This is a genomic window from Bacteroidota bacterium, from assembly GCA_018831055.1.
In the GTDB taxonomy this organism is placed as follows: domain Bacteria; phylum Bacteroidota; class Bacteroidia; order Bacteroidales; family B18-G4; genus M55B132.
Genome location: JAHJRE010000110.1, coordinates 20,276 through 36,505, shown reverse-complemented (window position 1 = coordinate 36,505; position 16,230 = coordinate 20,276). Strand labels below are relative to the sequence as shown.

The window sequence follows — 16,230 nt, the reverse complement described above, 5'->3', positions numbered from 1 at the left end:
GCAGGGAGGGGGCCAGGGGGTGGGTACAAAAAACAATAGCAATATTTTAATGCGAAACTTCAGTTACTTTAAAATGTAAAATAACTCATAACTCATAACTTATAACCCTTATCATACTTCTCCCTCCCCAGCTTCGCCTTATAATACCTGAACAGCAGCACATAGGTGGCGAGTTCGTTGAGGTGCTGATGCGTGGCAAAGAGTCTGTTCAGTGAGAGGTGCAATATGCTGGCTATCAGTCGCGGCAGGGGTACCTCCAGCCGTTTACGGCTTTCATGTGTCAGTATATGTTTCACGGCATCCCGGTTGTTGCGGCTGCGTTCGTCGAAAATATTGATCCGTTCGTTTTTTTCGTTCGAATACATCACCCTTTCCAGTTGTTTCCGGTTTACCCGGAAGCGCAGACTGATACGATGGATGAAATCGCTGTATCCGGGCATTTCGTCCGAGAGCTTACTGAAAAGTTGATACAGGAAGTTTTTGCGTGTTTCGAAGGATAGCCCGAAGTCGTTAAGGTAGCGGTCGGTTGATTTGATGGCCGAGAGCCAGCGCATGTCCTGTTCATGGTCATTGTCGAGGTCGAGGTTTGTTAAAAGCATGGCTATGGCAATGCTGTCGTGGAAGAAAAGCTCTTCAAACCACTGGATGGTGTGGGAGCCATAACGGTCGTATTCGCGTTGATAGGTATCAAGTTGTACATTTTTAATTTTACCCTTTTGGAGCCATGGGTACAATTCCTTCCTGACGGCTTTCAATACCGGCGTAAGGTAGTCAGTTGACTCCAGCCGGATCCGTATCCGCAGATGGAAATCCGGATCCGTATAACGGATAAAGTACCACAATCTGATCTTCTTTTCCTGGTAAAACCTGCATAATAAGGGATACATCACCCTGACCAGGAAGGGATCCGACAAACCGGGCATTAAATATATCTTGTAATATATCCAGGTATCACCGGGGATATAGAATTGTCCTCTTTTCATTTTCTCTCTTTCCCTTCAAGATAAAACGGAGCAATGATTTCATGAAGGTGATATCCCTTATTGCCTTTCACGAGATGTGAGCCTCCCATCAGAAATTCCTTCAGGAGTATTTCCCGGCTGTTTTTGCTAAGCCTTAGGAATAGCTCAATACCGGCAAAAGAATTCAGGTTTAGCAGCAGTTCCTGGTCATTTGCCGACCAAACGACCTTAGCCGGAATCCTGAAACGGTAGCGCCAACGGGTGATGGATTTTTTCAGTTCTTCCTTGTCGTGGATGCTGAAGAACCTTGAGATATCATCATCATGAAAGCGCCAGGAGGCGGGCATGAGGATGGTGCTACCCGTCATCACTCTCGGCAGTACCGGAAACAGCCTGCTCAGGGCACCCCAGTCGAAGAGCATTCCACCCCCAAGGTATTGCGTTTGCAGTTCACACAGCAGTCGGTGCAACGGGAGATCGTAATTTTGGAAATTGAGGGTATGGCTTGCATAAGGTATGATATACCTGTTGAGTTTAGCGGATTTCAGGACAAGCTCACCGTTACGGAGGCAAAGCAGCAGATCGGCCGGGTATATCCTGTGCAGTTCATCTTTACAGGAATGTGTCATAACCGGGATCTCATATTCCCTGAGTTCGGGTCTGACGCATAGGTCTGCCTCCCTGCCCGGCGGACAAAATACTATTTCTGCCGCTATGGCTCCGTCCGGCGCTTTTTCTTTCCCGGTTATTTTTTCCAGGATGCTGCGAATATGCGGATCGGCATGACCGAACCTGCTCAGGAGATGGCAAGCGGAAAAGCCTCCGATGCCATGCAGGTGGATCAGGGTGTTCCCCGGGACCTCGACAATACTGAACAGAACATTGAACGTAGGGGATAACCCGGCAAAATCATCCAGACAGGGCAGCTCACCTGCTCTTATATGTATAGTTGGAAGCTGTTTTATCCACGATTCCTGGATTTTCTTCAGCAGGAAAAGGTCCGTCCGGTCGAGCGTAACGGATTGCCGGCCAGATAATTCTGAGTCATTGACTTTCAATATTGAATCGCCGAATGGCATCGGAGCAGGGATGATGATCCCTGTTTCGGGATCCAGGGCCCGCATCAGCGGTATCTCACTGTTTCCGTAGTTTTGCCGGAATGATGTGATGAAATTTTGCAGGAATGAGGAAGGCTTTTTTGGAAAAAGCTGCAGCATTACCTTGATGGCAGAGACAATTTCCGGGATCAGGTTCATATCTGCCTCACAGCGCTTATTTTCCATGACAAGACTGGTATGAAGGTGTCCTGATTTGCGAATATTACAGGATGCAGGAAATCCCTTCTTCATATATCCGTTGATCCTGGTGTAATACGTTTGCCCGCATACATTAGGCTCCAGTTCCGGAACCAGGAATCCCATGCGAAACAGATCCTCCGGAAAACCCTCAGGGAAAAAAGTACCTTTGTGACCGGAATCCCAAAACTGTCTGATCTCCGCTTTGGTTTTGCCTTTCCTGCAAAATTCAGCCAGTTTTTCAAGGATTCCGGGATCTTCGATTGAATGTAGCTTCGTCGTTTTACCGGATTTTCCTGCTCTGAAGAACCTCAGCTCTTCAAAAACCCTGTATATACTGCTGTTAGGGAAAAACTTCAGGTTCTCCCCGTCTTCCGATGTTTCCAGGACCCCGGCCAGATGGCGGCAGAATTGCATATCAGGGCGGGAATCAATCCTTTCCTTGCCATTGAACTCGATGATATTTTCATCAGACCAGCATCCTGTGGTCAGTCCGGTCATCAATCCGAAAGGGGTAGGGCGCGATGACATGCGGATCAGGTATTGCATGCTTTTAAACAGCAGCGAGTTTCGCTTTTTATCAGGAAGTGGCTGGCCATTGAGCCATTTCACCAATGAAGATTTCAGGGAGGCTGAAGCGGATCCGATAGCTTCCAGCACATCCTGGTCAAGGAGATAAGATTTGATCTTCTCTTCCGAAATGTTTCCGTTCAGCAGGTCTTCCGCCACTTGCAGGGGCAAACGCGGAATTCTCACTACAATATCCCCGAAGGGACGAATGGTCTTCTCGTTCATTTTCCGGTTGGTTCAAATAGTAATGTTTTAGCCACGACCGATTTTCTGTGAAAATCAGCCGATTAGTAAGCATTCATCCCAACCAGGTTCCATATTTTTGTTTATAACAGTAAGGCAGGCAAGACCATTGCCGGCCGGCCCGGTGAGCAGTCCATAGGGTATTCCTTCCCATATGCCGTTTTCACACGGGCATTCCCCGTCATCAGCGATGGCTTGTTCTGCGGGGCATTTCAATGATTTTTCGAGCCAATAACGGGAAAATTGAAGATGAGTTTTGGATTTGGTATGAAGGTAAAGTTTCCTGAATATATGCGCAACGCCTGCTTGTCCGTGACAAAGTCCGCATTCCGGAAGCATTTCCCCGTTTTTTTGAAGCAAGTTCCTGAGTTTGTTCAGGATAAAGTAAGCATAAGACATCCATTCCCTGTTTTTGGTTGCATATCCTGCCTTATAAAGCGCCCAGCCCATGCCTGCCAACCCGTGGCACCAGCCGAAAGGGTTGTAGGGGTATGTGTCTCCAGGAATTTGTTTTCCGGGTATGGCCGGGGAATCCGGAAAATTTTTCGCAAACGCGTTAACACGGGGTACGAGGGAATGCATTATCTCCCGGCAGGATTCAGGATTCAGGTTGTGCTTATAACATGATGCCAGGAAGCTTAGGATACCTGCAATGCCGTGTGCCATGCCCGGCAGGGCAGAAGCGGGTGGGGTATTTTCGGCCAGATGCCTGATTATCCTGTGCAAGGCTTCTTTTCCTGTATCCGTATCTGTTCTTTCCAGGAAGTAGACCCCGCAGCCCAGGTACCCATACAGCAGTTCATAAACGGATTCATGCATGTTTTTAAGCATGATCTCCATAACCGGGTCATCGTAGAGGGATTGGAGACCGGTGGAGTTTATCCTGACAAATCCACGCTTTGCCAGGAAAGCAAGAGTCCATCCTATCCCCGGCAAACCGTCGGTGAACGAAATATTATTACAGACAGCAGTGGTAACCCGGTTCAGCCTGTCTGCCGCATGGTCGTAAAGCTTTGCATCCTGAAGATAATTGGCAGCATGAAACAGGAAGAGGCATACACCGGCATTTCCCGTCATCAGTCCGGGATGCCCGGGCAGCTCCGGGTGGCGGATAAAAAAATCCGCCGCCATCCTGACATAATCATGGTAGGTTGAATTACGCGGATATTTCATACGGCTGTCTGCATATTTCCTGTAATGCAAGGGTTTTTTCCGGATAACAGAATAAAAATACACTTTGTTTCTTCACTTACGGTAAAATTGCCTTATCTTTATTACCCATTCATTAAAACCCTTGCATCATGATACTCAGCATTGAAACCTGGTGGCAAGCCATGGAAACCGCGGAAAAGGTTTACTGGCTGATTGCCCTTCCCTTTACCCTGATATTTCTGATCATGCTTGTAATGACGTTTATCGGGGGTGATTTTGAGGCAACCGCCTCGGATGGAGATCCCGATATGACGGTTGGCACCGATGAAGGCATCGGTTTTCAGTTCATCAGCATCAAGAACCTCATGGCCTTTTTCACCATATTCGGGTGGACGGGTATTTTCTGTTTGTCGGCCGGATGGTCGCTCGGACTCACCATTTTGATCAGTTCGCTTGCAGGGTTGCTGATGATGCTTATCATGGCTTCCCTGATCTATTATTTGGGAAAGCTTGGAGAAGACGGGACACTGAAGCTGCAGAATGCAGTGGGGAAAATCGGTACTGTTTACCTGACCATTCCTCCTTCCAGGAAAGGGATGGGAAAGGTGCAGATACGCGTTCAGGGTTTCCAGACGCTGGATGCCATCACCGATGAAACGGAAAGCATTCCTACCGGATCGGTGATTGTGGTCACCGGGGTGATCAACGATGATGCATTGTTGGTGAAAGTTAGCAGATAATCTTTAAATCAAATATTTATGGGACAGTATTTAGTCATTATTGTAATTCTTGCGGCACTTTTTGTTTTTATCCTGATCGTAACCTTTCTCAGGAGGTACAAGCGTTGTCCGTCGGATCGTATTCTGGTTGTTTACGGAAAAATTGGCAGGGGAGGACTTGCCGAGTACCGTTCATCCAAGTGCATCCATGGGGGTGCAGCCTTTATCTGGCCGGTCATCCAGGATTATGAGTTCCTGGATCTGACGCCGATTTCCATTGAGATCAATCTGCGCAGCGCGCTGAGCAAGCAGAACATCCGGGTTGATGTTCCATCGATTTTTACCGTGGGGATCTCTACGGAAGCAGGTGTTATGTCGAACGCTGCCGAGCGTTTGCTGGGGCTTTCGCAGGAGAGCATCAGCAATCTGGCCAAGGATATTATTTTCGGACAGCTTCGTCTGGTAGTTGCCACCATGGACATTGAGGAGATCAACAGCAACCGCGATCTTTTCCTGGATGCTGTTTCCAGGAATGTGGAAGCGGAACTGAAGAAAGTAGGGTTGAAGCTGATCAACGTGAATGTGACCGATATCAATGATGAATCGGGTTATATAGAGGCTCTGGGTAAGGAAGCGGCTGCCAAAGCTATCAACGATGCAAAGCGGAGTGTGGCTGAGAAGAACCGTGACGGATCCATTGGTGAAGCGAATGCCCTGAAAGACCAGCGTATCAAGGTATCACAGGCTGATGCCAGTGCTGTGGAAGGTGAGAATACGGCCAAGATACAAATTGCCAATTCCAATGCCACGCGTCGAGAGAAAGAAGCTGAAGCCGAACGACTTGCGGTTGCCGCCGAAAAGGTCAACGAGGCCAAAGCCCTTGAAGAAGCATACGCAGCAGAAAGAGAAGCCGAGACCGTCCGTGCGAAAAGGGAGGAAGCTACCCGTAAAGCCGATATCATCGTTCCTGCCATCATAGATAAGGAGAAGGTGGAGATAGCTGCAGAGGCCATCGCGGAGCAAACCCGCAGGCATGCCAGAGGAGATGCCGATGCCATTTTTATGAAGATGGAAGCGGAAGGAAAAGGGATATTCGAGATCCTTGACAAACAGGCGGAGGGATTTAAAGAACTTGTACAGGCAGCTGAAAAGGATGCACAGAAAGCGGTAATGATGATGATTGCCGACAAACTGCCCGAGCTGGTGAGAACCCAGGTGGAAGCTGTTAAGAACCTGAAGATCGACAAGGTTACCGTTTGGGATACCATGTCAAGCGGTAAAGACGGCCATACTTCAGCCACAGCCAATTTTTTCTCCAGCCTGATGACCGCCATCCCACCCTTGCAGGATCTGTTCCGCCAGGCAGGAATGGAGTTGCCGGAGTATCTGAAGGGAAAGAAGGAAGAAGAGAAAAAAAGTGAAAATAACGGGCATCAGAAAGATAAAGGGGAAGAGGATGCGGATATAAAATGATGAATTTGAGTATGGGGAAGGATTAATTTCAGGTTGCAGGTTGCAGGCGGCAGGTTGCAACTTGCAACCTGTAACCTGCACCCTGCAACGCTTTGTTAATCCTCCATGAAATAAACCGTTATCACTCCCAAGGTTATTTCCCCGCAAAAAGCCTCTCAATATTCTCTTTGTACTTTTCGTGGATGAAGTTTCTTCTGAGTTTAAGGCTGGCGGTTAGTTCTCCGTTCTCGACCGACCATTCTTTCCCGAGGATATCGTGGCTCATCACTTTTTCGGTGGTTCCGAAGAAGGAGTTGTAATGGTCGATTTCTTTTTTGATGCGGTCTTTGATCTCTTTGTGGGTGATCATATCCTCATCGGATGTGTAGGGGATCCCTTTCACGCCGCACCATGAGCGCAGGTAGACAAAATCGGGTACGATAAGTGCAGCGGCATATTTCTGATGTTCTCCGACCACCATTGCGGCATCGATGAAAGGACTTTCTTTGAAACGGTTTTCCAGGAGCTGGGGGCTGATGTATTTACCGAGGGAAGTCTTGAAGATCTCTTTTTTCCTTCCGGTGATTTTCAGGTGGCCGTCTTCGTCGATCATGCCCATATCGCCGGTATGGAACCAACCGTCGGGGGTAAGGACTTCCTTTGTCAGTTCGGGTTCCTTGTAATAGCCAACCATGACATTGGGTCCTTTGGCCAGGATCTCTCCGTCGTCGCCTATTTTCACCTGCACGTTATGCAAGGGAGGGCCGACGGTTCCGAATTTTTGTCCGCCGGGGTCGAAGTTGTTCACGGCGATAACCGGTGAGGTTTCTGTCAGTCCGTAGCCTTCCAGGACAGGTATGCCGGCTGCGGTGTATATTCTGGCCAGCCTTGGCTGTAATGCTGCTCCACCAGATACGATCACTCTCATGCGGTTTCCGAGCGCTTCCCTCCATTTGCTGAATACCAGTTTATCGGCAATGGCGAGCTGCATCCTGTAAAAAGGGCTCTTTCCCTTGAGTTCGTAAGCATTAGCCAGGTTAACCGCCCAGAAGAAAATGTTTCTCTTAACTCCTTTCAGTTTGCGCCCTTTGGCGAGTATCTTGTCATAAACCTTTTCCAGGAGGCGCGGCACGGTGGTAAGGATATGCGGGGATATTTCCCTGATGTTATCGCCGATAGTCCCCATGTTTTCAGCATAATAAATGGAAACACCGAGATACTGGTAGGTGTAAATGTTCATGCGCTCATACACATGGCACAGCGGCAGATAACTTAGTCCGATGCAGGTCTCATCAAGGGGAAAGATACGGTAAACCCCTTCCACATTGCTGAGAAGGTTGGCGTGCGTCAGCATCACTCCTTTGGGAACTCCTGTGGTTCCGGAAGTATAGATGAGGGTAGTTATATCGTCGGGTTTGATGGAATCGCGTATTTCCTGTAGCTTTTCGGGTACGGGATTGGCTTTGCCAAGGTCGATCAGGTCTTTCAGATGCTTAACCGTATCGATATGCCGGAAAGTATATAAGCCTTTCAAACTGGGGACTTCAGGCAGGATATGCTCAATTTTCCTGAGCAGTTCCTGACCGGCAACGAAAACATATTTAACCTCAGCATGATTCAGGATATACTTGTAATCGGCCTCGCTGATGGTGGGGTAGATCGGTACATGGATGGCGCCGGTCTGGGCTATGCCCATATCCAGAAAATTCCATTCGGGCCTGTTGTTGGAAATGGTAGCGATCTTGTCGCCCTTTTGGACTCCCAGTTTCAGAAAGCCGTAGCTGATGTTTTCAGCTGCTTCGATATACTGGTCGATGCTGTATTTGATCCATACACCGTCTTCTTTTCCTGCCAGGACATCGTCTTTTGGCTGGAATTTATTTTTATGATACGGCAACAGGTCAAAGAGTCGAGTTACCTCCATACGCAATAAAATTGGTTATCCCCGGTGAGGGGAGAGCAAAGGTAATAAAAAAATAAAATTTACAAAACCAGCCTTTTATTGAATATTCGTCTGCTTTTTATGAAAAGTCGAAGAATTGGCCTGGGCCATGGGCATAACGAGAACATCCTGGATATTGACGTGTGATGGAGCTGCAGCGATAAACCACGTTACTTCGGCAATATCTTCAGCGGTCAGCGGTTTATATCCTTCATATACTTTTTTCGCCCTTTCCCGGTCGCCTTTAAACCTGACCATGGAAAATTCTGTTTCCACGGCACCCGGTGAGACCTGCGATACTTTGATGCCATGACGGAACATATCAAGCCGCATGCTTTTGGAAAGTGCTTCCACAGCGTGTTTGGTCGCACAATAAACATTACCGCCAGGATATACTTCCTTCCCGGCGATAGAACCTATGTTAATGATATGGCCCTGGCCTCTTTGCATCATGAGCGGGGCTACTGCGCGGGTAACGTATAAAAGACCCTTTACATTTGTGTCGATCATGGTGTCCCAGTCGTCGGGATTGCCTTCCTGCACCGGGTCAAGTCCCTGCGATAATCCTGCGTTGTTGATCAGGATGTCGATTGATTTCCAATCTTCATCGAGGGAATCAATGGCTTTAAAAACTTCATTTTTATCTCTGACATCAAAAACCAGGGGACAGACTTTTATTTGGTATGTTTTTACCAGGCCGGCAGAAAGTTTTTCCAGTCTATCCCGGCGCCTGCCGGTAATGATGAGATTGTGGCCTTCCGTGGCGAACTTTTGGGCGCAGGCTTCTCCTATGCCCGCTGTTGCCCCGGTGATGAGAGTGATTTTCGGCATGTAAGGGTTTATTTGAGGTTTTCTTTGACCCACTTCCTGGCGTTAACAAAAGCTTCCATCCAGGGGGTGATTTCATCGCTGGTTCGTTTTTCCGGGTAATAGGCCCATTGCCAGGGCAGGAAAGCCCGTTCGAGGTGCGGCATCATGGCGAGGTGCCTGCCATCGTTGGAACAGACGGCTGCTGCCGCGAAATCGGATCCGTTGGGGTTGCCCGGGTATTCCTCATAGGTATACTTTATGGGAATACAATAATTATCTTCATCATAGGGGAACTCAAACTTCCCTTCTCCGTGGGCTACCCAGATACCAAGCCTGGATCCTGCAAGGGAACTCAGGAGCACGGAATTGTTTTCCCTGATGTCAACATTCAGGAATGCCGATTCGAACTTTCCTGAGTCGTTTGCATGCATTATGGGTTGTTCTTCGTGATCGGGGTAGAGGAGACCCAGTTCGGTCATGAGCTGGCATCCGTTGCACACGCCCAGGCTGAGTGTATCTTCCCGGGCATAGTAGCGATCAAGGGTTTCCTTGGCCCTGGGGTTATACAGGAAAGCGCCTGCCCAGCCCCTTGCCGAACCCAGCACGTCGGAGTTGCTGAATCCGCCGGTATAAACAATGAAATGCACATCATCCAGTGTCTCCCTGCCGGTGATAAGGTCGGTCATGTGGACATCCTTCACATCGAATCCTGCAAGGTGCAGCATATAAGCCATTTCCCGGTCGCCATTCACACCTTTTTCACGCAGTATGGCAGCCCTGATGCCGCTGGTCTTGCGGCGGCCCGGTTCAATGCCGTAATCCTTTGCCTTGCCTTTGAAGGATTTATGGAAGTCGAAACGCAGATCCTGCTTTTTATAGTTGCTGAAACGTTCCAGGGCAAGCTTTTCCCCCGATTGCTTCCTGTCGAAATAATAAGACGTTGTGTACCATACGTCTCGGTAATGGTCGATATCAAGATCCCATCCGTTTTGAATAGCCACTTTTTTCTCTTCCGTGGTCTGTCCTATCCTGTAAAAAAGGATATCGTTGCCTTTAAGCGCTTTTTCCACGGCAGCGGTATCGCTTACCTGAATGAGAACACCCGGTTTTTCGCTAAAAAACAGACGGACCGGGTCTTTTTCGGGCATTGCGCTGAAATCGAGTTTCAGTCCGATATCGTTCACAGGAAAGACCATTTCCAGGATGGCAGTGATGAGCCCCCCGGCAGAGATGTCGTGTCCTGCCTGGATCATTCCGTCGCTGATGAGTTGTTGTATGGTGTTGAATGCTTTCTTAAAGTAGGCCGGGTCGTTCACCATCGGGGTGTGGGAGCCGGGTTGACCGAGGAGTTGGGCGAAGCTGCTGCCACCAAGCTCAAAGCCGCATCCTGAAAAATCCACATAATACATGGTTGAATGAAAATCGAAAGCCAGGAAGGGGCTGATGACCTTTTTGATGTCAGTAACCTCACCAACGGCGGAGACGATGACCGTGCCGGGAGCCATCACCTTTTGTCCGTTAGGGTACTTCTGGGTCATCGAAAGCGAATCTTTTCCTGTCGGGACATTGATACCCAGGCCAATAGCAAAACGGCTCAGGGCTTCCACAGCTTTAAAGAGGCGTGCATCCTCCCCATGGTTTTTCGCCGGCCACATCCAGTTAGCGCTGAGGGAGACACCTTGCAGGCCACCTTCGATGGGTGCCCAGACGAGGTTGGTAAGGGCTTCTGCCACGGATAAAACGGAGCCTGCAGCGGGATTGATCAGTCCTGCCACCGGTGCATGGCCTATCGCAGTAGCGATACCTTTAACACCGCGATAGTCGAGGGCCGCCACACCCACGTTGTTCAGAGGTAGCTGTATGGTTCCGGTGCATTGCTGTTTGGCTACCTTGCCGGTCACGGAGCGGTCGACTTTATTGGTAAGCCAGTCTTTACAAGCCACAGCTTCCATTTGCAGCAGGCTTTCGAGGTATTTCAGGAAGTCCTCCTGCTTATATGCAGGCTCATCGAAGGTATTGGAAAAAGATTTGTCTTCCAGGATGGTGCGGGGCGGTTTCCCGAAAAAGTCATCGAGGTTGAGGTTAATCGGTGTGTTGCCATCTTTCTGTTTAAAGACCAGTTTATGGTCGCCGGTGACTTTACCGGCTTCATAGAGCGGGGCGCGTTCGCGTTCCGCGATGTCTTTCAGCAGTTTGAAATCTTTTTTGTTCAGGATGAGGCCCATTCGTTCCTGGCTTTCATTTCCTGCTATTTCGCGTGCGGAGAGGGTAGGGTCGCCGATGGGTAGTTTATCCGTATCGACGGTTCCACCTGTTTCCTCCACCAGTTCTGAGATGCAGTTGAGGTGGCCGCCGGCGCCATGGTCGTGGATGGCTATGATGGGATTTTCTTCCGATTCGGCCAGGGCACGAATAGCGTTGGCAACTCTTTTCTGCATTTCAGGGTTGGCGCGCTGAACGGCATTAAGCTCAATGGTATTGCTGTATTGCCCGGTATCAACGGATGATACGGCGCCTCCGCCCATCCCGATGCGGTAATTGTCGCCGCCAAGCACGATGATAAGGTCTCCCTTTTCGGGTTTGGCTTTCATGCTGTCCGACTTCCTGGCAAAACCAATGCCGCCGGCCAGCATAATCACTTTATCGTAGCCGTACCACACGCCGTCGCCGTGTTCAAAGGTAAGCAGGCTGCCGCAGATGAGGGGTTGCCCGAATTTGTTCCCAAAGTCGCTGGCACCGTTGGAGGCTTTGATGAGGATGCTTTCCGGTGTCTGATATAACCAGGGGCGTGGATGCGTGTATTTTTCCCACATGCGGCCATCTGCCAGACGAGGATAGGAGGTCATGTAAACAGCAGTTCCTGCCAGCGGGATGCTGGCCTTGCCTCCTGCCATGCGGTCGCGGATCTCGCCTCCGCTGCCGGTGGAAGCACCGTAAAAAGGCTCTACGGTTGTCGGGAAATTATGGGTTTCAGCCTTAAGTGATAATACCGTTTCAATATCACGGATGATGAAGAAATCGGGAATATCCTGCCGGGCCGGAGCAAACTGCTCGATGACGGGGCCCTCAAAAAATGCAACATTGTCTTTGTATGCGGAAACCAGCCGGTTGTGATTGGCTTTGGACGTCATTTTGATGAGGTCGAACAGGGAGACGGGCATCTCCTTGCCATCGATGATAAAGGTGCCGTTAAAGATCTTGTGGCGGCAGTGTTCGCTGTTGACCTGGGCAAAACCATAGACCTCGCTGTCAGTAAGATGCCGGCCGAGCTTGCGGGAAAGGTTTTCCAGGTATGCAATCTCCTCTTCGCTGAGGGCCAGTCCTTCCTTTGCATTGAAATCACCGGGTTTTTCGATGAACATGACAGGATCCGGTTTTTTATCGATGGTGAAGACGTTTTGGGACAGACCGTGATAAACGGCCTGAAGCATAGGATCGTAATGAAGATGCTGTTCCGTGGCGAGGTGGAATTCCTCTATTCTCCGGATTCCTTTGATGCCCATATTCTGGGTGATCTCAACCGCGTTAGTGCTCCAGGGAGTGACCATTTCCTTCCTGGGGCCGATGAAAACACCTTCCAGGATATCCTCAGGGATCACTTCCCCGTTGTGGAAAAGCCATTGAAGTTTATCGTAATCCTGCGGTTTCAGGCCACGTTCGGCATCCACGACATAAAACCTGTCTTGTTTGATTTTATAAAAAACGATCATATGCACCGGTTTTGCTTTACCCTGCAAAATTAAGAAACGTGCGTGAGTTTGGGGTAATAATAATGGAAAATTCGGGGGTTGGGATGAGAAAATGTTCAGGATATCCCGTGGATATCCTTTCCCGAGACACCGTATTTCTCGTCTTTCTCAATATTGCCATAGGGTTCGACGTGGACAAGGATGTCGTACACATTAGCAATGGAAGACTTAAGAGCATCTTCAACCTGGCGGGCAATATCGTGGGCTTCGTGTACGGTTTTATTGCCATCGACCTCGATATCGATGGCGATGACGAACTGGTTCCCCACTTTGCGAATCCTGGCCCGGTGCGGATTATATACTCCTTTGATGGAGGATATCACCCTGAAAACATCGTCGTAGATTTTTTCATCGTGCACTCCGTCGAGAAGTTCAGGATTGGTTTTCATGAAAATGCCATAGGCAGCATACATGATCCAGAGGCTGACCAGGATGGCAGTTATGGAATCGATAACAGGAAGTTTCAGAAAAAAGGTAAAAAACAAGCCTGCAAGAACAGCCCCGGAGATGATTACATCATTTTGCATATTTCTGCCGTTGGCAACGAGCATGGGGCTGTCGAGTTTTTTGCCTGCTCTGTGCTGATGCCAGGAGAGCAACAGTTTTCCTGCTATTGAGATCAGGGTCGCATAGATTGCGAACATTGCGGGCATCTCCCTTTCCACACCGCGGATAAGGCCACTCACCGCAGATATCCCCAACTGCGCACCGGCAAAGAACATGATAAACGAAAGCACTTTGGAAGCGAGAGCATCGGCTTTTTCGTAACCATACGGGAACTTCATATTGGGTGGGCGCGACATCAGCCGTGCAGTAAGCAGGGTGATAACGGATGCGATAATATCACCTGCTGAATCAATTCCATCCCCGACAACAGCAAGGCTGCCGGCGATCAAACCTACAGATATCTTTAATACCGACAGCAGGGCATTACCCCACACCCCTACCCAGGATGCCCTTATGATCTGACGGTTACGGTTTGACATGGAAGTGATGTTTGTGCAAAGATAAGGAATATGAAAAAGGATGCAAGTATAGGGGGAATGGAAACTGGGGACTGGGGTGCTGGGGACTGGGAACCCTATGTAACCTTTTTTAATAATTATACCATATCCCACTGATAAATCCACAGCCCCCCAGCCTCCCAGCCTCCCAGCCTCACAGCCCCCATTTTTCACCCTTCCCTCTCAACATCTTTATACTTTGCAATAAAGAACGAGGGTACTACTCCGGTGATTTTTTTAAAGGCGGAGGTAAAGACTGTGCGGCTGGCAAAGCCCGATCTTTTGGCGAGTGCTTCCTGAGTGTGGTTTTTGGTAAACCCGGTCGTGATGAGACGGATGGCTTCCTGGATACGGTAGTTGTTGATGAAGTTAGGAAAAGTTGTTCCCAGTTGAGTATTGATGGCTCGTGATAAGTAAGTCCGGTTGGTGGTTAATTGTTTTGCCGTTTCCTGGATATTAAGCCCGGGATCCAAATATGGTTTTTGGGATTCCATGTATTCCCGTAACCTATTGATTAGTTTTCTTTGTTCTTGTAAATCAGTTTCATTTGTATGGTTTTGTAATTGTTCTGCTTCCTTTTTCAATTCAGGTAAATCAAAACCACCAATATTCTCCATCGATTTTCTGACCAGTTTAAGTTTGGACCGGTACAAGCTTCTGTATTGGAACAGTACAATGAGAAGTACGGTTAAAAGAACCACCAGTCCACCGTAGAGTGTCCGGTTTCGTTGTTTTGTTGACTTCAGTTCGTTCCGGGTAAGTTCATGGTTCCGGTTGGCAAGGATAATCATTGACTGTGCGATGTTTTCGCTTTTATGCAGGGAGTCGGAGATTTTCTGATATTTCTGCAGATGCGTAAAGGCCAAAGCAGAATCATTTTGCTGGAGGTAAATATCCGAAAGCAGCAGATATATGTCAGGAATAAAACGATATTGGTTAAATGACACAGAGTCGGATGGTTTCAGCAGATGGGCTGTGTTAAAGGCTTCGTTTGCTTTTCCCTGAGCAAGCAGCATTTTTGTTTTGCAGAAAAGATATTCCTGAAAAACATCTTCATGAAGGGTAGTTTCAGGATATTTGTCAACTTCGTCAAGCAGCATCCGGGCACTGTCCAGATTCCCCGATTCCAGTTCTGTTTCGGCAAGTTTGATTCTCGTATAGGCCATTGTATTATTGCGGTAGGAAGTATGCAGATATTGGTCTGCCCGTTCAAGCGATTGGATAAACCATTTTTTTGCTTCAGACATATCGCCGGAGTACAGGGCAATTTGTCCGAGATTGTTCATCATAACGTATGGCCTGTAGAAGTTCCAGATATTATCTGTTTTATATTGTGTGTATAAGTTAAAATAAATATCCCTTGCCTGGTTATACAATCCGGCATAGTAATAAATATCTCCCAGGAGGTTAATGATATTTCTGTAGCCTTCGCCTTTAGTATCTTCCGGGGTCATATCCCGGTACCTGAGAATATGGATCATAGCGGAGTCGAACTTTTTTTCTGCTATATAATGCAATCCCCTGGCATGTTCTACAAGGCACATATCGTCGATACGATTATGCTTGAAAGCAATTTGATAGGCCTTGTCAAAAAGCTTTTTGGAGGAAGAGCCGGTAAGTCTGGCGGTATGCACCAACGACTGGATATGTGCAATTTCATCCTTTTGAGCTGTTATAGTAAAGATAGAATTAACGTATGCTTTTTTAGATTGATAATCGGGTATTCTGGAAATGGAGTCAAGAACAATAGCAACACTCTTCCTGAACTCTTCCCCTTCCAGGGAATCAAGTTGGCTGAATAGCCTTTCATCTGTGTTGTTCTGAGATGTAATCGTTTGAATGCCAGCAAAAAGCAGTAAGGTTAACAGGTGCAACAATCTTTTAAGCATACTCTGAGATTTTTCTTTTGATCCCAAATGTTGTTAAGATTTACCAATCTTGCCAAAGTTATAAATACTATGGGATTGGTTTAAGGTTTTTTTACCACAATAGTCACAGTAGTACACATTAGATTGCATTATACGTTATTTTTCTGGTTCTTATTTATAGAGTTGGCTGTCTTTACTGATTAAGCAGAAATGCAATAGAAAGTTTTATTTGAAATTTTTGGCTTATTGAAAGAGTCTATTCCATGAAAAAAATCTTGATTTAATCTAAAAAATGATATATTTTTATAACTTCATATAATTGGGTCAATTGTGATTAATTAAATGACAGAAAGCCAAGCCAGATCAGTCATTAAGCTATTTTCTGCATTGCCCTGTCCTGGGTGTATCGTGTTAACTTTTATCCTAAGGGTTTTACAATTTTTATATACTTAAACATAATATAG

Annotated in this window: 10 protein-coding genes; 2 read left to right on the top strand and 8 right to left on the bottom strand. The window is 47.8% G+C overall.

The annotated features are described in order from the left end of the window. Positions 1-92 precede the first annotated feature (92 nt). Genes KKA81_06985 through KKA81_06975 form a run of 3 tightly spaced genes read right to left on the bottom strand, consistent with a single transcriptional unit; the run spans position 93 to position 4,243 of the window. Positions 93-983 (bottom strand): thiopeptide-type bacteriocin biosynthesis protein, encoded by an 891-nt coding sequence (locus KKA81_06985; protein ID MBU2650660.1) that lies wholly within the window; start codon positions 981-983, stop codon positions 93-95. Further along, complete coding sequence (locus KKA81_06980) at positions 980-3,052, bottom strand: lantibiotic dehydratase family protein (GenBank protein ID MBU2650659.1); 2,073 nt, start codon at positions 3,050-3,052, stop codon at positions 980-982. Before KKA81_06980 ends, KKA81_06985 begins: the two co-directional genes overlap by 4 nt. A gap of 54 nt (positions 3,053-3,106) precedes the next feature. Further along, positions 3,107-4,243: a hypothetical protein gene (locus tag KKA81_06975; protein MBU2650658.1), complete on the bottom strand. Its 1,137-nt coding sequence runs from the start codon at positions 4,241-4,243 to the stop codon at positions 3,107-3,109. A 128-nt stretch (positions 4,244-4,371) separates the two neighbouring features. On the opposite strand from KKA81_06975, the gene KKA81_06970 reads away from it, so the two are divergent. Further along, a complete protein-coding gene (locus tag KKA81_06970) occupies positions 4,372-4,962 on the top strand; it encodes a hypothetical protein (GenBank protein ID MBU2650657.1) in 591 nt (196 codons plus the stop codon). Positions 4,963-4,980: 18 nt separating this feature from the next. Then, complete coding sequence (locus KKA81_06965) at positions 4,981-6,414, top strand: flotillin family protein (protein MBU2650656.1); 1,434 nt, start codon at positions 4,981-4,983, stop codon at positions 6,412-6,414. Positions 6,415-6,547: 133 nt separating this feature from the next. Here the strand turns inward: KKA81_06965 and KKA81_06960 are convergent, their stop codons facing one another. The 5 genes from KKA81_06960 to KKA81_06940 form a co-directional block, all read right to left on the bottom strand. Next, a complete protein-coding gene (locus tag KKA81_06960; protein ID MBU2650655.1) occupies positions 6,548-8,317 on the bottom strand; it encodes a long-chain fatty acid--CoA ligase in 1,770 nt (589 codons plus the stop codon). 75 nt (positions 8,318-8,392) lie between these two features. After that, positions 8,393-9,166, bottom strand: a complete 774-nt coding sequence (locus KKA81_06955) for an SDR family oxidoreductase (protein MBU2650654.1) — start codon at positions 9,164-9,166, stop codon at positions 8,393-8,395. A gap of 8 nt (positions 9,167-9,174) precedes the next feature. Further along, complete coding sequence (gene purL, locus KKA81_06950) at positions 9,175-12,855, bottom strand: phosphoribosylformylglycinamidine synthase (protein MBU2650653.1); 3,681 nt, start codon at positions 12,853-12,855, stop codon at positions 9,175-9,177. Positions 12,856-12,950: 95 nt separating this feature from the next. After that, on the bottom strand, positions 12,951-13,880 hold the full coding sequence (locus KKA81_06945) for a cation diffusion facilitator family transporter (GenBank protein MBU2650652.1): 930 nt from the start codon (positions 13,878-13,880) through the stop codon (positions 12,951-12,953). A 188-nt stretch (positions 13,881-14,068) separates the two neighbouring features. Further along, positions 14,069-15,787, bottom strand: coding sequence for a helix-turn-helix domain-containing protein (locus KKA81_06940; protein MBU2650651.1), 1,719 nt, complete (start codon positions 15,785-15,787; stop codon positions 14,069-14,071). Between the last annotated feature and the right edge of the window lie 443 nt (positions 15,788-16,230).